The 15,919-nt window shown below is 70.3% G+C and carries 16 protein-coding genes, 1 tRNA gene and 1 other RNA gene; 6 read left to right on the top strand and 12 right to left on the bottom strand.

Going from position 1 to position 15,919, the window contains the following annotated elements:
- Positions 1–24 precede the first annotated feature (24 nt).
- The 7 genes from CLT68_RS05285 to CLT68_RS05315 all read right to left on the bottom strand — a co-directional run bounded on the left by CLT68_RS05285 (position 25) and on the right by CLT68_RS05315 (position 7,148).
- Positions 25–1,128, bottom strand: coding sequence for an oligopeptide/dipeptide ABC transporter ATP-binding protein (locus CLT68_RS05285; protein ID WP_099849225.1), 1,104 nt, complete (start codon positions 1,126–1,128; stop codon positions 25–27).
- Entirely contained in the window at positions 1,125–2,138 is a 1,014-nt protein-coding gene (locus CLT68_RS05290; protein ID WP_088950601.1) for an ABC transporter ATP-binding protein, read from the bottom strand. Before CLT68_RS05290 ends, CLT68_RS05285 begins: the two co-directional genes overlap by 4 nt.
- 65 nt (positions 2,139–2,203) lie before the next feature.
- Positions 2,204–3,166: an ABC transporter permease gene (locus CLT68_RS05295; protein ID WP_088950602.1), complete on the bottom strand. Its 963-nt coding sequence runs from the start codon at positions 3,164–3,166 to the stop codon at positions 2,204–2,206.
- Positions 3,163–4,167, bottom strand: coding sequence for an ABC transporter permease (locus CLT68_RS05300; RefSeq protein WP_088950603.1), 1,005 nt, complete (start codon positions 4,165–4,167; stop codon positions 3,163–3,165). The genes CLT68_RS05295 and CLT68_RS05300 overlap by 4 nt, the downstream gene beginning before the upstream one ends.
- Positions 4,168–4,249: 82 nt before the next feature.
- Positions 4,250–5,914, bottom strand: a complete 1,665-nt coding sequence (locus CLT68_RS05305) for an ABC transporter substrate-binding protein (RefSeq protein WP_099849227.1) — start codon at positions 5,912–5,914, stop codon at positions 4,250–4,252.
- 323 nt (positions 5,915–6,237) lie between these two features.
- Entirely contained in the window at positions 6,238–6,831 is a 594-nt protein-coding gene (gene recR, locus CLT68_RS05310; RefSeq protein ID WP_088950605.1) for a recombination mediator RecR, read from the bottom strand.
- An 8-nt stretch (positions 6,832–6,839) separates the two neighbouring features.
- Entirely contained in the window at positions 6,840–7,148 is a 309-nt protein-coding gene (locus CLT68_RS05315) for a YbaB/EbfC family nucleoid-associated protein (RefSeq protein ID WP_007466279.1), read from the bottom strand.
- A gap of 212 nt (positions 7,149–7,360) precedes the next feature.
- Here CLT68_RS05315 and CLT68_RS05320 point away from each other — a divergent pair, with 212 nt between their 5' ends.
- Positions 7,361–8,035: a DUF998 domain-containing protein gene (locus CLT68_RS05320; RefSeq protein ID WP_099849228.1), complete on the top strand. Its 675-nt coding sequence runs from the start codon at positions 7,361–7,363 to the stop codon at positions 8,033–8,035.
- A gap of 83 nt (positions 8,036–8,118) precedes the next feature.
- Here the strand turns inward: CLT68_RS05320 and CLT68_RS05325 are convergent, their stop codons facing one another.
- On the bottom strand, positions 8,119–11,148 hold the full coding sequence (locus CLT68_RS05325) for a DNA polymerase III subunit gamma and tau (RefSeq protein ID WP_099856812.1): 3,030 nt from the start codon (positions 11,146–11,148) through the stop codon (positions 8,119–8,121).
- A gap of 266 nt (positions 11,149–11,414) precedes the next feature.
- Positions 11,415–11,504: signal recognition particle sRNA small type (gene ffs / locus CLT68_RS05330), an RNA gene on the bottom strand.
- 82 nt (positions 11,505–11,586) lie between these two features.
- Here ffs and CLT68_RS05335 point away from each other — a divergent pair.
- Positions 11,587–11,671, top strand: a tRNA-Ser gene (locus CLT68_RS05335).
- A gap of 109 nt (positions 11,672–11,780) precedes the next feature.
- Here CLT68_RS05335 and CLT68_RS05340 read toward each other — a convergent pair.
- Entirely contained in the window at positions 11,781–12,023 is a 243-nt protein-coding gene (locus CLT68_RS05340) for a flavin reductase (RefSeq protein ID WP_099849230.1), read from the bottom strand.
- 190 nt (positions 12,024–12,213) lie between these two features.
- On the opposite strand from CLT68_RS05340, the gene CLT68_RS05345 reads away from it, so the two are divergent.
- Positions 12,214–12,981 carry a helix-turn-helix domain-containing protein gene (locus tag CLT68_RS05345; RefSeq protein WP_099849232.1) on the top strand — a complete coding sequence of 256 codons (768 nt, stop codon included), beginning with the start codon at positions 12,214–12,216 and terminating at the stop codon, positions 12,979–12,981.
- Positions 12,972–13,163: a DUF397 domain-containing protein gene (locus CLT68_RS05350; RefSeq protein ID WP_099849233.1), complete on the top strand. Its 192-nt coding sequence runs from the start codon at positions 12,972–12,974 to the stop codon at positions 13,161–13,163. Before CLT68_RS05345 ends, CLT68_RS05350 begins: the two co-directional genes overlap by 10 nt.
- A gap of 58 nt (positions 13,164–13,221) precedes the next feature.
- Here CLT68_RS05350 and CLT68_RS05355 read toward each other — a convergent pair whose 3' ends face one another.
- A complete protein-coding gene (locus tag CLT68_RS05355; RefSeq protein ID WP_099849235.1) occupies positions 13,222–13,860 on the bottom strand; it encodes a DUF1349 domain-containing protein in 639 nt (212 codons plus the stop codon).
- Between the two features lie 134 nt (positions 13,861–13,994).
- Here CLT68_RS05355 and CLT68_RS05360 point away from each other — a divergent pair, with 134 nt between their 5' ends.
- Both CLT68_RS05360 and CLT68_RS05365 read left to right on the top strand, forming a co-directional pair.
- The gene (locus CLT68_RS05360; protein WP_099849237.1) at positions 13,995–14,549 is read left to right on the top strand and encodes a hypothetical protein; all 555 of its coding nucleotides are present in this window, start codon (positions 13,995–13,997) and stop codon (positions 14,547–14,549) included.
- 92 nt (positions 14,550–14,641) lie between these two features.
- Complete coding sequence (locus CLT68_RS05365) at positions 14,642–15,136, top strand: hypothetical protein (protein WP_172862127.1); 495 nt, start codon at positions 14,642–14,644, stop codon at positions 15,134–15,136.
- Positions 15,137–15,261: 125 nt separating this feature from the next.
- Here the strand turns inward: CLT68_RS05365 and CLT68_RS05370 are convergent, their stop codons facing one another.
- Positions 15,262–15,894, bottom strand: coding sequence for a TetR/AcrR family transcriptional regulator (locus tag CLT68_RS05370; RefSeq protein ID WP_099856814.1), 633 nt, complete (start codon positions 15,892–15,894; stop codon positions 15,262–15,264).
- Between the last annotated feature and the right edge of the window lie 25 nt (positions 15,895–15,919).

Below are 15,919 nucleotides of genomic sequence, written 5' to 3' on the forward strand. Positions count from 1 at the left end.
ACGTCGCCGGCACCGCGTCCAGTCTCAGACGTACGAGCCGGGCTCGGTGGGCGCGGAGACCACGGCCGCCGCGTCCCCCTCGCCCTCGGGGCGGACGATCTGCGCGCTGACCCCGTGCGGGCGCAGCTCGCCGCTGGCGATCTGCTCGGCCCAGTGGCAGGCCACCCGGCTGACACCGATGTCCCGCAGCACGGGCCGCTCGTCCGCGCAGCGGGTGGGCTGCGCCCACGGGCAGCGCGTGTGGAAACGGCAGCCGGACGGCGGGTTGGCCGGCGACGGCAGGTCACCGGCGAGCAGGATCCGCTCACGACGGTCCTCCACGTCCGGGTCCGGCACCGGCACCGCGGACATCAACGCCCGGGTGTACGGGTGCAGCGGCTCGTTGTAGAGACGGTCGCTCGGCGCCTCCTCGACCAGCGCGCCCAGGTACATGACGCCGACGGTGTCGGAGATGTGCCGGACCACCGCGAGGTCGTGCGCGATCACCAGGTAGGTCAGCCCCAGGCTGTCCTGAAGTTCGTCGAGCAGGTTGACGACCTGGGCCTGGATCGACACGTCGAGTGCCGAGACCGGCTCGTCGGCCACGATCAGCTCCGGCCCGAGCACCAGCGCCCGGGCGATGCCGATGCGCTGCCGCTGCCCGCCGGAGAACTCGTGCGGATAGCGGGACAACGCCCAGCGGGGCAGCCCCACCGCGTCCAGGGTCTCCCCGATGATCCGCCGGCGGTCGGTGCGGTCGGCGCCGATCCCGTGGGTCTGGAGGCCCTCGGTCAGGATCGACTCGACGTTCTGCCGCGGGTCGAGGCTGGACATCGGGTCCTGGAAGATCATCTGCATCCGGCGACGCATGCTGCGCAGCTTGCCGGACGCCAGCGTGGTCAGCTCGACGCCGTCGAAGCTCACCTCGCCCGCGGTCGGCGGGGTCAGCTGGAGCAGCGCCCGACCGAGCGTGGACTTACCGCAGCCGGACTCGCCGACCAGGCCGTACGTCTTTCCACGCGCGATGCTCAGGTCGACCCCGTCGACGGCCTTCACGTGGCCGACCACCCGGTCGAAGAGCACACCCCGCTTGATCGGGAAGTGCACCTTCAGGTCACGGACCTCGACGAGGATCTCGTTCTCGCTCACGCTGATTCCTCCTCGCGCGGGGCGGGCACCGTGCCGGGCACCGGCTCCGGGTTCACGCACCGGTAGCTACGTCCGTCGTACGCCTGCACCAGCTCCGGCGGCTCGCCCACGCACTCGTCGATCCGTCGGGAGCAGCGCGGGGCGAAGGCACAGCCGTCCGGCCAGGGCAGCAGGTCGCGGACCGAACCGGGGATCGGGTTGAGCTTCTCGCCCCGCCCGGCGTCCAGGCGCGGCACCGAGCCGAGCAGACCCACTGTGTACGGGTGCCGCGGCTGGCGGAACAGTGGACGACGGCGGGCCGTCTCCACCACCCTGCCGCCGTAGAGCACGTTGACGGTGTCGACCATGCCGGCCACCACACCGAGATCGTGCGTGATCATCAGCAGCGCGGTGCCGGAGTCCCGGACCAGTTCCTTGAGCAGCTCCAGGATCTGGGCCTGGATGGTGACGTCCAGAGCGGTGGTCGGCTCGTCGGCGATGAGCAGCCGAGGCTGGCAGGCCACCGCCATCGCGATGAGCGCACGCTGGCGCATGCCACCGGAGAGCTGGTGCGGGTATTCCTTCAGCCGCCGCTTCGGGTCCGGGATGCCGACCCGGTCCAGCAGCTCCGCCGCCTCCTTGGCGGCGGCCGCACCCTTCATCCCCCGGTGCCGGGTCAGCACCTCGGTCACCTGCAACCCGATCGGGATCACCGGGTTCAGCGAGGAGAGCGGGTCCTGGAAGATCATCGCGATGTCCCGGCCACGGATGTCCCGCCGTGACCGGTCGTCGAGCTGGAGCAGGTCCGTGCCGTCGAAGACGGCCTTGCCGCCGACCCGGAGGCCGGGTTGCTTCGGCAGCAGACCCATGATCGCGAGCGAGGTGACGCTCTTGCCGCAGCCGGACTCGCCGACCAGGCCGACCACCTCACCGGCGTCGACCGAGAAGGACACCCCGTCGACCGCGTGCACGGCCCGCTGGCCGCGCCGGGCGAACGTGACGGACAGATCGTCAACTTCGAGCAGTGCCATTACCGGCCTTCCGTTCGCGACTGCGGGGCTCGCAAGCTCACTCCTCGCGCTTCACACATGGGGGCCTACTTCCGCAGCTTCGGGTCGAGGGCCTCACGCATCGCCTCACCGAGCAGGGTGAAGCCGAGCGCGGTGATGATGATCGCGACGGCCGGGTAGATCGCCAGCGACGGCCGGATACCGAGGTACTGCTGCGCGTCGGCGAGCATGACACCCCACTCCGGTACGGCCGTGTCCGGGTTGCCGAGGCCGAGGAACGAGAGCGCCGCAGCCTCGATGATCGCGGTGGCCAGGGTCAGCGTGGCCTGCACGATCACCGGGGCGAGCGAGTTCGGCACCACGTGGGTCAGCGCGATCTTCGACTTCTTGACACCGAGCGAGGTGGCCGCCAGCACGTAGTCGCTGTTGGCCTGGGAGATCATCGAGCCGCGCAGCAGCCGGGCGAACACCGGCACCGAGACCACGCCGACCGCGATCATCACAGTGGTCAGGCTGGCCCCGAGCAGGGCGGCGATGCTCACCGCGAGCAGCAGACTCGGCATCGCCAGCAGCATGTCGATGAACCGCATCAGGGTCGTGTCGATCCAACGCCCCCACCGGCCACCGAGACCGGCTGCGGCACCGGAGACGCCACCGATGACCGCGCCGATCGCCAGACCGATCAGGGTGGAGACCACACCGACGAGCAGGGTCTGGCGGGCACCCACGATCATCCGGCTGAACTCGTCACGGCCCTGGTGGTCGTAGCCGAACCAGTGGTCGCCGTTCGGGCCGGGAATGACACCGGGCTTGATCAGCCCTTCCCGGATGCCGATGGTGTCCGTCGCCGCGTACGGCACGAGGAACGGTCCGATGACCGCGACCAGCACGAACAGCGCCAGGATGACGGCGCCGACGATCGCGGCCGGGTTGCCGCGCAGCCGGCGGAACGCCTCCTGCCAGAGGCTGACGCCACGCTCGTCGTCACGGGCGGCCAGTTCGGAGAGCCGGTCGATCTTCTCGCGCTTCTTGCCCGGGCTGAGTGTCATCGCACCCTCACCCTCGGGTCGATGAAGCTGTAGGAGAGGTCCACCAGGAGGTTCACCAGCACGTACACCACCGCGATGATCAGAATGAAGCCCATCAGCACCGGATAGTCGCGCTGGCCGATGGCCTCGGCGACGAATGCTCCGATGCCACTGAAGGCGAAGACGGTCTCGGTCAGCACGGCGCCGGAGAGCAGGCCGCCCGCGAGCAGACCGATCGAGGTGGCCACCGGCAGCATCGCGTTGCGCAGCACGTGCCGGCGACGGACCGTCTGCTCAGTCAGGCCCTTCGCCTCGGCGGTGCGCACGAAGTCCTCGTTGAGCACCTCCAGCACGCTCGCCCGGGTGATCCGGACGATGATCGCCAGCGGGATGCTGGCCAGCGCGATGGCGGGCAGCACCAGATGCCAGAGCGCGTCGGCGGCGGCGTCCCACTCGCGGGTCATCAGGCCATCGAGGACGAAGAAGTTGGTGACCCGGGTCGCCTCCAGCGTCGGGTCCTGCCGGCCGCTGGACGGGAACCAGTGCAGGTTCTCCGAGAAGATCGCCTTGAGCACGTAGCCCAGGAAGAACACCGGGATGCAGATGCCGATCAGCGAACCGCCCACGGACGCGTGGTCCAGGAAACGGCCGCGACGACGGGCGGCCAGGTAGCCCAGCGGGATGCCGATGCCGATCGCGATGATCATCGCGGTGATGGTCAGCTCGACGGTGCCGGGGAAGCGCTCGATGAACTCCGTGGTGACCGCCCGCTTGGTGGAGGTCGAGGTGCCCAGGTCGAGCTTGATCATCCGCCGGACGAACCGGCCGTACTGCACCAGGATGGGCTCGTCGAGCCCCATGTTGCGGCGGATGGCGGCACGCATCTCGGGCGTGCCGCGCTCGCCGAGGATGGCGGTCTCGGGGCCGCCGGGGAGCCGGCGGAGCCAGATGAAGAGCAGAAGGGAGAGCCCGAACAGCGTGGGTATCAGCTGAAGCAGGCGCCTGACGATGAACCGGAACACGGCGGCCTCGAAGGGGTGCGGAGGGTTGCGGGCGGGCGCTGTGCGACAGCGCCCGCCCGCGTTCCTTGCGTCAGATCAGGACTTACTTGAACTCGGCGGTTGCGAAGCGCTCGTCGGTGAGCGGGCTCGCCTTGACGCCGGTCACGTCCTTGCCGAACACGATCGCCGGCGGCGAGTGCGAGATCGGCACACCGGGCAGGAACTCCATCACGGACTTGTTCAGGGCCTTGTACTTCTCGGTCCGGGCCGCGATGTCCGCGGTGGTGTCCGCGTCCTTGAACTGGTCGAACAGGGCCTTGTTGTTGAAGCCCCACTCGTCCTTCGGCCGGTCGAAGAAGGTGCCGATGAAGTTGTAGGCGTCGCCGTAGTCACCGGTCCAGCCCAGGAAGTGGATGTCGTGCTTGCTGCCCGAGGTGGTGGCGTTGAGGTAGTCCGGGCTCCACTTGAGCGGGATCGCCTCGACGGTGATGCCAACCGCCTTCAGGTCCGCCGACAGCAACTCGAAGATGTCCTTCGGGTTCGGCATGTACGGCCGGGTGACCTCGGTCGGGTAGTGGAACTTCAGCGTCAGGTTCGACGCGCCCGCCTCGGCCAGCAGCGCCTTCGCCTTGGCCGGGTCGTAGTTGTACTTCGGAACGTCGCCGCTCCAGCCCTCGACGGTGTCGGGCATGAAGTTCTCGGCGACCTTGGCGCCCGGGGGCAGCTTCGAGTCGACCAGCTGCTGACGGTTCAGCGCGTACGCGATGGCCTGCCGGACCTTCGGGTCGGCGAGCTTCGGGTTGCCCTTCTGGTTGATTGCCAGGTAGAGCACGTTGAACGCCGGGCGGGTGAGCATGTTGAAGCCCTCGCCCTTCAGCGGCTCGACGTCGGCCGGGCCAACCAGGTCGTAGCCCTGGATGTCACCGGAGCGCAGCGCCTGCTTGCGGGCGTTCTCGTCCGAGATCGTCTTGAAGATCAGGGTCTTCAGCTTGGCCTTGGCGCCCGAGTAGTCCTCGTTGCGCTCCAGGGTCAGCGTCTTGTTGGCGACGTCCCAGGCCTTGAACTTGAACGGGCCGGTGCCGGTCGGGTGCGCCGTCGCGTACGCCGGGTACTTGATGTCCTCGGCGGTGCCCGCGACGTTGCTCGCGTCGAACTCCTGCAGCGCCTTCGGGCTGTGGATGGAGAACGAGGGGAGCATCAGCGCGGCCGGGATCTTGCTGGAGACCCGGGTGAACGCCAGGTCCACAGTGGTCGCGTCCTTGGCGGCGCACGACTTGAAGAGGCTCGCCGGCAGGTCTTCGCTCTCGTTCTTCGCGAAGCCACCCATGACGTCCTGCCAGTACGCGGTCACGTCCGGGCTCTGCATGAGGCCCTTGGCGTTGTACCAGCGGTTGAAGTTGACGCAGACGGCCTCGGCGTTGAAGTCGGTGCCGTCGTGGAACTTCACGCCCGAACGGAGCTTGAAGGTCCAGGTGGTGCCCGCGGCGTCCGGGGTCCAGGACTCGGCCAGGCCGGGGGTGACCTTGGTGCCACCCTCCTCCGGTCGGACCAGGGTCTCGAAGACCTGACGCGCCACGCGCAGCGACTCACCGTCGCTGGCGAAGCTCGGGTCGAGCACCTTCGGGTCTCCGGCGACGCCGAAGACGAGGGTGTCCTTCTTGCTACCGCCGGATTTGTCGTCGTCGCGGTTGCTCTCGGCGCAGCCTGCTACCGCGAGGGCCGCGACCGCGATGGCCGCGATCGCGACCTTCGGCCTGGGTGCACGCATGTGTGCTTCACCTCGTCCTTGGGGGTACGGACAACGTGGTGACAGGGGTCACCGATGGCGGTGACCATAGCTCCCGTTGCGTCCACCCGGAAACCGCCAGGTGGACGGTTGGTATCGGATCGTGCCTCAACCGCCGCTTGACATTCGATTCGAAGGTAAACGGCCCCAAAAACCGATCAATCTGCATCCGCGATGCCAAACTGTTACGTCGAACAGCCCCGATGAGGGATCAAGTGTCAGATCAATTCCGGGCAGTGACGCCCACCGACACGACGATGGCCGGCGCCCCGGTTCGGGCGCCGGCCATCGACCGTGGATGAATTTCAGACCGCCCGGCGACCCTCGAAGGCCCGACCCAGGGTGATCTCGTCGGCGTACTCCAGGTCGCCGCCGACCGGCAGCCCACTGGCCAGTCGGCTCACCGCGATGCCCATCGGCTTCACCATCAGGGCCAGGTAGGTGGCGGTCGCCTCGCCCTCGGTGTTCGGGTCCGTGGCCAGGATCAACTCCCGCACCCCGCCACCACCCAGCCGGATCAGCAGCTCCCGGATGCGCAGATTGTCCGGGCCGATCCCCTCCAGCGGATTGATCGCGCCGCCCAGCACGTGATAGCGACCGCGGAACTCACCCGTCCGCTCGACGGCCACCACGTCCTTGGGCTCCTCCACCACACACAGCACCTCGTCGGTGCGGCGTGGGTCGCGGCAGATCCGGCACTGTTCGGACTCGGCCACGTTGTAGCAGGTCGTGCAGAACCGCACCAGCTCCTTGACCTTGCGCAGCGCGCCGGCCAGCCGGTTGACGTCGGCAGGGTCCGCCGACAGGACGTGGAACGCGATCCGCTGAGCGCTCTTCGGGCCCACGCCCGGCAGCCGACCCAGCTCGTCGATCAGGTCCTGGATGGCACCTTCGTACATCTGCCGCCTCAGAAACCGGGCAGGCCGAGGCCGCCCATGCCACCGGCGACCGGGCCCATCTTGCGCTCGGTCAGCTCCCGGGCCGCCTCGGCGGCGTTGTGCACGGCCGCGACGACCAGGTCCTCCAGCGTCTCCACGTCATCCGGGTCGACGGCCTTCGGGTCGATCTTGATGGCCTTGAGCTCACCGGAGCCGGAGACGGTCGCGGTGACCAGCCCACCGCCGGCGGTGCCGGTCAGCTCGGCCTCGGCCAGCTCAGCCTGGGCGGCGGCGATCTGCTGCTGCATCTTCTGCGCCTGCTTCAGCATCTGCTGCATGTTCGGCTGTCCACCTGGGCGCACGGAAGGCTCCTTCTCGCACTCGTCTGCTCGGCCGCCGCCCAGCCTATCCGCTGGGACCGACCCCGCCCCGCCCGGAGGCGTCCGCCCACGCCGGGGCCGTCCACCCGCAATGGGTACGGCTACCACTACCCCGAACCGGGCATCTGCCGGTAGTGCGCACAGAGCCGTCGCACTGGTGTGCTCGTGGCATGAATCTCAACCCCACCGGCCGGGTCGGCGCGCTGTGCTGGGCTGCGGCAGCACCGATCTTCCTCGTCGCCAGCCTGGTCACCGGCCTGCGGTGGCGCGAACCGACCTACAGCTGGGCCCTGCACAACATCAGCGACCTCGGCAACGCCCACTGCGGCATCTGGGACACCACCAGGCCCCGCTACGTCTGCTCGCCCTGGCACCCGCTGATGAACGCCGCGATGCTGACCACCGGAGTGCTGCTCGCCGCCGGGCTCCTGCTGACCTGGCGACTGCTCGGTCGCGGCGGCGTGGTGCGCTCGGCCCAGACGCTCCTGCTGGTGGCCACCGGCGGGTACGCCCTGGCGGCCCTCTACCCGGCCGACGTCGACGAGAACCTGCACGTCCTCGGCGCATTCCTGATCATGGGTCTGGGCAACGTCGGCCTGCTCCTCGCCGGCTTCGCGCCGGGCACCACGACGCTCGGCCGGTGGCGACCGCTCACCCTCACCGCAGGGCTCGTCGCCCTGGTCGGAACGGTGTTGTTCTTCGCCCAACAGGGCGTCGGGATCGGGGTGGGCGGCATGGAACGGGTCGCAGTGCTGCCCTTCCCCCTCTGGGCCTGCTGCCTCGGCGTCCTGCTAGCCGAAAGACCTGCCAGCCTGCCTCGCTCAAACCCAAGCAAGGTCCACTAGTTCCTTGATCGTTGGCAGCTGAGCAACTTGACACGCCGCACACGGCACTGCTGAGCTGCCACCGATCGCCGCGACGCAGTCCCCTACCGGGCGTCGACCTCGTTGATCTTTTCCGCTCCGAAGGTCTCCCGGAGCAGCCGTACCGCCTGCTCCTCGCTGGACTCCCGGGCGGTCTTCTCGTCGATGACCTCGTCCAACGGCTCGTCGCCCGGGTCGAACCCCTCGTAGACCGGGGTCGCCGGCGCCGCCCCACCCGGCCGACCACCGCGCGTCGGGCCGTCGAAGTCCGGGTCGTAGGGAGGCTCGCCCGCCCATTCGGCGTCCGCGACGGGCCGGGCTGCCGCTGGGGTACGCGCACCGCGCCCCGCCGCCGCCGCGCGAGCCGCGGCGATGGCGCTGCTCACCGGTGCGTTCCCGGCTGTCGCCGGCTGCCGGGCCGCCGGTGTCGGGTTGTCCCGTCCGCCCGGCTTACCGCCACCGGCCGATGCGCCAGGGCCACCCGCAACACCTGGTCCACTGCCGTTCGCGGTGCCGCCGTTCGCGGTGCCGCCGTTCGCGCTGGCCGATGCGGGGGCCGAGCCGGAGCCGCCCGACGCGGCGTCGGCACCTGATCCGTCGGCCGACGCGCCGCCGGGGCGGGCGGCCTCCGGCCAGTCCTCGTCATCGGTCGCCGCCGCGGCGGAGGCACCGCCGCCGGGGCGCGCCGCCTCCGGCCAGTCGTCCTCGTCATCGGCCGCGCCGGGCTGCGCTGCGCGAGGCCCACCCGCGCCGTCCGCGGCAGCGGGCTGGGCTCCGCCCTGCCGACCTGCACCGTGATCATCCGCAGCGGTACGCGGTGCTGCGCCCTGCTGACCCGCACCGGAGCCGCTTCCGTTCACGCCGACAGCGCCGCGCGCACCCGGGCCGGTGGTGCCGGTCGCATTCGCTGCGCTGGACGGCGCATGAGTCGGCCCAGCGGCACCGGTCGAGGTCGGTGCGACGGGCGGCACGCTCGCCGCGCTGGTAGCAGTCGGTGCGGCCGGCGGCGCACTCGTCGGGCTGGTAGCAGTCGGTGCGACCGGTGGTGCACTCGTCGGGCTGGTAGCGATCGGTGCGGCCGTCGGGTTGGCAGCAGTCGGTGCGGCCGGCGGCGCGCTCGTCGGGCTGGCGGCGGGTCGGGCCGGAGCGGCCTGTTGTGAGCGCTGCGAGCCGGACAGCGACACGCCACCGCGCTCACCGGCCACCTCGCAGCGGATCTGCCAGCGCCCGCCCAACTCCTCGTAGAGCGCGTCGGTCAGCACAGCCGCGTGGTCGGCCATCATCTTGGCCAGCACTGTCGACTTCACCGTCAGCACCAGCATGTCGCCGTCGAGTTCGCGTACGACCGCGTCGCGCATCAGGGCCGCGATCCGCTTGTTGGTCCGGTTGACCTTGCCGACCACGTCGGGCCAGACGCGGCGGACCGCGACCGCGTCCAACGCGGCAGCCGGCGCACCCGGCCGGGGTGGCACGGGCGTGGCCGGGTCGGGGAGCACCGCCGACGGCGGCACCACGCGACGCTGGGAGGGTGAGCCGGCGCCCGGCCCGGCGGGCGAGACTGGTGCGCCCTGATCAGCGGGTGCCGACCCGACGGTGGCACCGGGTGACGCCGGGATGGGCGAGTCCGCGGCCGAGGCCGGCACGCCCGACACTGGCGCGCCCGAGGTCGGGACGCCCGAAGCCGGTGCGTTCGACGCCGGAGCGGTCGGGACCCGGCCGGCCGAGGCCGGAGCACTCGACACCGCAGCGCTCAGGTCGACGGCGTTCCGGGCCGGGGACGCCGCACTGTCGACCTCCCACGGCGGTGCGGAGGTCGGGGCGTTGGTGGGTGCGGGGCCTGCGGCAGCCGGGACCGGTGGGGCCTGCTGTGGGCGTACCCCTGGGTGGGCTGCTGGCGCGAAGCCGGCGGCGGCCGGCGGCGCGTCGGTGCCGCTCAGGGTGAGCCGACGTTCCATCCGCTCAAGCCGCTGGAGGAGACCACCGGCGGAGTCGTCCACGCCGGGCAGCAGCATCCGGGCGCAGATCAGCTCCAGCAGCAGGCGGGGCGCGGTGGTGCCACGCATCTCCACCAGGCCGTCGTGCACGATGTCGGCGCAGCGGGAGAGCGTGGCCGGGCCAAGCTGGGAAGCCTGGGCGGCCATCCGCTCGATCTGGTCGGCCGGGCCGTCGATCAGGCCCTTCGCGGCGGCGTCCGGCACCTGCTGGATCACGATGAGGTCGCGTAGCCGTTCCAGCAGGTCGGCGGCGAACCGGCGCGGGTCGTGCCCGGCCTCGGCGACCCGGTCGACGGTGGCGTACGCGGCGGCGCCGTCCCCGGCGGCCAGCGCGTCGCACATCTCGTCGATCAACGCGGCATCGGTGACCCCGAGCAGCGCGGCGGCCCGCGCGTAGGTGACACCCTCCGGGCCGGCCCCGGCCATGAGCTGGTCGAGCACCGAGAGGCTGTCCCGGGCGCTGCCTCCACCGGCGCGGACCACCAGCGGGAAGACCGCCGGCTCGACGGCGACGCCCTCCGCCTGGGTGAGCTGCTCCAGGTACGGGCGGAGCACCTTCGGCGGGATCAGCCGGAACGGGTAGTGGTGGGTCCGCGACCGGATCGTGCCGAGGACCTTCTCCGGTTCGGTGGTGGCGAAGATGAACTTGACGTACTCCGGGGGCTCCTCGACCAGCTTGAGCAGGGCGTTGAAGCCCTGGGTCGAGACCATGTGCGCCTCGTCGATGACGTAGATCTTGAAGCGGCTGCTGGCCGGCGCGAAGAAGGCGCGCTCACGCAGCTCGCGGGCGTCGTCGACACCACCGTGGCTGGCCGCGTCGATCTCGATCACGTCGATCGAACCGGCACCGTCGGTGGCCAGCGAGCGGCAGGACTCACACTTGCCGCACGGCTCCGGGGTGGGGCCCTGCTCACAGTTGAGCGAGCGGGCCAGAATCCGGGCGCTGGAGGTCTTGCCGCAGCCGCGCGGCCCGGAGAAGAGGTAGGCGTGGTTGAGCCGTCCGCTGCGCAGCGCCTGCGACAGCGGCTCGGTCACGTGCTCCTGACCGATGACCTCAGCGAAGGTACGCGGCCGGTACTTGCGGTAGAGCGCCAGCGTCACTCGTCCCGCCTCCTCTCGACCGAGCCATTCTGCGCCGGTCGGGCGCGGGTGACCACCCACCACCCCGGCGCCTGGGTTGCCGTGCTTGATCGACCGGGCCCGCCAGGGCTTGATCGGCCCCGCGTCGCGCCTGACCGGCCCCGCGCGGCGCTTGATCGACGCTGCGCCGCGCTTGATCGACTCGGCTTCCTGGAAACCGCGGTGTCCACGTGGCCGGGACACCCCGACATCACGGAAGTCGAGTGGATCAACCGGCCCACAGACAAAAAGGCCTCCCGTGCACCCGGCAGAGCTCGCTTATCCTTGCTGCCTTCCGGCCCTGGGGAGGTTCACGAGATACCGCCGCACGGGAGGTGCCGCCCAGCCTACCCGACCGCCCGTCGATCTTCAGGGGGTGGTGGGGTGGCCCGGCCGACGGAGGCCTGTATCCTGGCTCGCGGAGGATTCGCCTAGAGGCCTAGGGCGCACGCTTGGAAAGCGTGTTGGGTTTACACCCTCACGAGTTCGAATCTCGTATCCTCCGCTCTCTTGAGCAGCACCAACGACAGGGCCGGCCCCCACGGGGACCGGCCCTGAATCGTTCTGCAGGCCCCTCGCCGGGAACCACGCCCGACCCGGTGCCCCGACCCCCTTCAGGCGCGGGCGCGCGCCCAGGAGAGGAAGCGGTCGGTCAGCCGACCTGGGTCAACCTCGCTGAGCTGCGCGCTGGCCTCGGCTTGGAGCGTCGCCAGGTAGACGGTCAACGCCAGCCGGTCGTGCCGGTATTCGCCGAGCAGCCGCAGCTTTGCCGCCGAGCAGGGCCAGGCGATGCCGCACGCGGCACAGCGCCAGGTGGGTCGGGTCGGCAGATGGTTCCGGTAGCGGCGGCGGGGCACAGGCGAACCTCCTTCGCGGTGGACGGGGGTCGCCCCGTCGGGGCGACCCCCGGACTGACGCCGACCGCCGGGCTCCTGCGCCTCCACCGGTCACGCCGTCTTCTGCGGACCACCCTCTGGCGCGTCACCGGACAGGTACACCGCGTAGCGATATGGTCCTCAGATATTCGAGACATCCGATGGAGGGGCCGTGAACGATGCGCTTCGGGTGGCGCTCAGCGACACCGGGCACACCACCGAATCCCTCGCCGAGACCGTGGGCGTCGACCCGAAGACCGTGGGGCGCTGGTTGACCGAGGGGCGCATCCCGCACCCCCGGCACCGCCTGGCGGCAGCGGAGGCCCTCCACAAGGACGTGTCGGACATCTGGCCGGACACTTCAAGACGTCGTGACCCCATCTGGTTTCGTCCGTGGCAGGAGATCGAGCGCGAGGCGGTGTCACTGCGCTCGTACGAGTCGACCGTCCTGCCGGGGCTGTTGCAGACCGAGGCGTACGCCAGGGCGGTGCTGAGCGGCGCGGGCCTGATCCCCCGGGGTGACATCGAGCGGCTTCTCACGGTCCGGCTCGGTCGACAGGGCGTCCTCAGGCGGGATGACCCGCCGCAGTTCACGGCGGTCGTCGACGAGGCGGTCATCCGTCGCCCGGTGGGCGGCGGATCGACAATGCGCGAGCAACTGTTGGCCGTCGTCGCGGCGTGCGCCGAGCCACACATCCGGGTGCACGTCGTGCCCAGCACGGTCGGCGCCTACGCCGGGTTGAACGGGCCGTTCGTGATCGCACACAGCCACGACCACCGGGTCGCCGGTTACCTGGACAACCAACTCCAGGGACAAGTCGCTAGCGACCCCGAGGACATCGCGGCCATGATGGCGGCATGGGAGAACGTGCGCGGGGAGGCGCTGTCCCACTGGCAGTCGGTCGACCTGATGAGGGAAGTGGCGCAGACATGGAGCTGAACGGCGCACGGTGGCGTAAGAGCAGCCGCAGCAGCGGCAACGGCGGCAACTGTGTCGAGGTCGCCGACAACCTGCCCGGCGTCGTCGGCGTACGGGATTCCAAGGACCCGACCGGCCCGGCGCTCACCTTCGCGCCGGCGACCTGGCGCGCGTTCATCAGCCGGCTTGCCATGCGGCTCTGACCAGGGCCTCAATCCGTCGTACACATGTTCTATCCACAGGCTGTGGACAGGGCTTGTGTCAGGAGCCGTCGCGGAGATCGGCGAGGCGTTCCGACCGAAAGTTGATCTCGTCGAACGTCACATTGCACCCGTCGCCGGTCGGCGACTGGCCGGCGAAGCCGATCCGGTCGCGGGTCGTCTCGCCGTCGAAGCTGAAAACGCGGATCAACTGCCAGGTCGTGCCGTCGCCCGAGGCGTGGTACGCGTAGACCCGGCCGATTCGCGAGACGCGCAGCCACACCGACCGGTCGGCCACGACGAAGGCGTTCGCGTCGTCGGCGACACCACGGCAGATGACGGAAACGATCATGGGCTTACCCTCGGGTGAGAACTCGAAGCACAACTTGCCCCAGCACCGCTCGTCACGCCAGAGCAGCAGCACCCCGGCGTCGAAGGTGGCGGCGAAGGCAACGCTGACCCGGGCGCTGAACTGGAAGTCGCCCTCCGGCGGCAGGTCACCGAGCAGCGTCGCCGCGTTGAGGACGGGCACGGCGTTCTCGTACCCGTCGACGCCGACTCCGCTCGGGTCGATGAAGATGTCCGTGCGCGGCTGCGCCGACACAGTCACGGCGCCGGTCGTCTCGTCCACCCGCCAGAGCCCCTCGGGTGAGGACACGAGCGGAGACGGCATACCGGGGACGGTCAGTTGGTCAGCCATGACCAGGACCGTACAACGGGTCCCGGCAGGGAGTCTGTCGCCGCTGGGCGGGTACGGTCCGGGAATCGACGTCGGCCCGACCGGAACCGTCGTACACATGTTCTATCCACAGGCTGTGGACGGCGGAGGGTTCGATGGCTTACCAGCTCAGCGCGGTGGTCGCGGACGCCGAGCTGCTCCGCGAGCAGACCGCCGAGCTGGATCACGCGGTCCTCGGCGAGCTGCGCCAGGATTTCGGGTTGTTGCCGGTCACACCGCAGTTGGTGGTGGAGCTGACCGGGTCGCTGCCGGATTTCGCGACGGACGACCGGACCGCCGAGCACCCGTTCGGCCTGGTGCTGTCGCCGACGCTGACCGAGTTGCTGACCCGCTGGTCAGAGGCGGGGCCGGTGGCATACCTGGAGGCGGAGTTCTTTGGTGGCACCGGCTACCAGTCGGCGGCGGTGTGGCTGGGCGGGAGGCTGTCGTGGGGTCCAGGCTTCGACGACGTGTTGGACGCGCCGCGCGAGCAGTGGCCGATCAACGCGGCGCTGACCCGGCTCGGTGTCGAGCCCGGCGAGTGGATCGACCCGTTCGCCGAACTGGGGTTGCACCTGGAGCGCAACACCGAGGGTTGGCTGGCGCACGGGCGGCGTCGACTCAGCGCCGACTACTGGGACGAACTGGTCGAGCAGTGGGAAAATCAGTAATCCGGCGAACGCCAGCAACCTGAACGCCCTCGTTCCGTTGGGGACTGGGGGATTCCATGAAATTGCGACAATTTGCTTTTATAGCCATGCTGATGACGGCTGCCTCGATCGCTGGCAGCGGCGTACCGCCAACCGGGTCGATCCCGCACGGCCGGCCCGCCGGCAGCGTGGAGATCATCGACCTGAACGGCCTGCGCAACATCGAGTTCGGTGACACCGAGGATGAGCTGACCCAGCGCGGCATCCTGCGTACCAGCCTGGACGCCTGCGGGCCGATGCTCGTCGGCCACGACACGGTCAGCCCGGTCTTCATGGACGACAGACTGGTGCTGCTCTGGGTCGGCGACCCGATGCGGACACCGGAGGGCATAACGGTGGGCTCGCCCGTCGACCAGGTCTGGGCCCGCTACCAGTTGGTGACCAGACTCGATGCTCCACAGGGGACGCACCGCCTCGACGGGTTGCTCGCCCGCAGCGGCGACCGCGCGTACCTGTTCCTGCACGACGGGCGCACGGTCCGAAAAACCATCGCGGGGTACGCCGACTGGGCCCGCCGCCTCTTCGACGAGGGCGTCGGCCCCTGCTGAGGCGAACCGCACCGACGTGGCGCTGACGGGCGGGCTGATCCGATGTGGATCGACCCGCCCGGCACGTCGGGTCGATGCTTCAGTGTCGGGAACACCCGGCGGGCTGTTCGCGGCTCGCTGAGCGCTCAGACCGTCCCGGTGGCCTGTTCGGGCAGCCGCGCCCCGGACGCCGCGGCGAAACCGGCGAGCGCGATCTCCGCGGCCTGTCGCAGGTCCTCCCGGCTGACACCGGCGGCGGCATGCACCGCCTGCCCCTCGCTGACGATCATGACGAAGCGGGCGAGCGCGACCGGGTCGGCGTGAGCGGGTAGGTCGCCTTCGGCGACAGCGCGGGCGAACCGGTCGGCGAGAGCCCCTTCGCCGGCCAGGCGGCTGGCGGCGAGGAACCCGGCGACGGGTGCGTTCTCGCTGGAGCAGGCGGTGCCGCCCTGGATCGACAGGCACCCGGCCGGACGGTCGGGCCGGGTCACGGCGAGCACGTTCTCCCGCAGCAGGGTGGCGACCACCTCGTACGCGGTGGGTTGGGCGAACGCGCTCCGGGCGTACGCCATGTCCTTTTCGGCGTAGCGGGCCACGGCCTTGCGGAACAACTCCTCCTTGCCCCCGTAGGCGGCGTAGAGGCTGGGTTTGTTGATGCCCATCGCGGCGGTGAGGTCGCTCACCGACGCGCCCTCGTACCCCTGACGCCAGAACACCTCCACTGCGCGCTCCAGCGCCTCGTCGGCGTCGAAACCCCGTGGTCGCCCTCGCTGTGGCACGGCCACCACCTCCCTCGGCCCATCT

The sequence above is a fragment of the Micromonospora sp. CNZ299 genome, from assembly GCF_002754415.1.

What these genes read in the sequence shown, in the direction of transcription:
- CLT68_RS05290 (WP_088950601.1), bottom strand. Translation starts at nt 2,138, where the DNA reads ATGGCACTGCTCGAAGTTGACGATCTGTCCGTCACGTTCGCCCGGCGC.
- CLT68_RS05295 (WP_088950602.1), bottom strand. Translation starts at nt 3,166, where the DNA reads ATGACACTCAGCCCGGGCAAGAAGCGCGAGAAGATCGACCGGCTCTCC.
- CLT68_RS05305 (WP_099849227.1), bottom strand. Translation starts at nt 5,914, where the DNA reads ATGCGTGCACCCAGGCCGAAGGTCGCGATCGCGGCCATCGCGGTCGCG.
- recR (WP_088950605.1), bottom strand. Translation starts at nt 6,831, where the DNA reads ATGTACGAAGGTGCCATCCAGGACCTGATCGACGAGCTGGGTCGGCTG.
- CLT68_RS05315 (WP_007466279.1), bottom strand. Translation starts at nt 7,148, where the DNA reads ATGCAGCAGATGCTGAAGCAGGCGCAGAAGATGCAGCAGCAGATCGCC.
- CLT68_RS05320 (WP_099849228.1), top strand. Translation starts at nt 7,361, where the DNA reads ATGAATCTCAACCCCACCGGCCGGGTCGGCGCGCTGTGCTGGGCTGCG.
- CLT68_RS05350 (WP_099849233.1), top strand. Translation starts at nt 12,972, where the DNA reads ATGGAGCTGAACGGCGCACGGTGGCGTAAGAGCAGCCGCAGCAGCGGC.
- CLT68_RS05355 (WP_099849235.1), bottom strand. Translation starts at nt 13,860, where the DNA reads ATGGCTGACCAACTGACCGTCCCCGGTATGCCGTCTCCGCTCGTGTCC.
- CLT68_RS05360 (WP_099849237.1), top strand. Translation starts at nt 13,995, where the DNA reads ATGGCTTACCAGCTCAGCGCGGTGGTCGCGGACGCCGAGCTGCTCCGC.
- CLT68_RS05365 (WP_172862127.1), top strand. Translation starts at nt 14,642, where the DNA reads ATGACGGCTGCCTCGATCGCTGGCAGCGGCGTACCGCCAACCGGGTCG.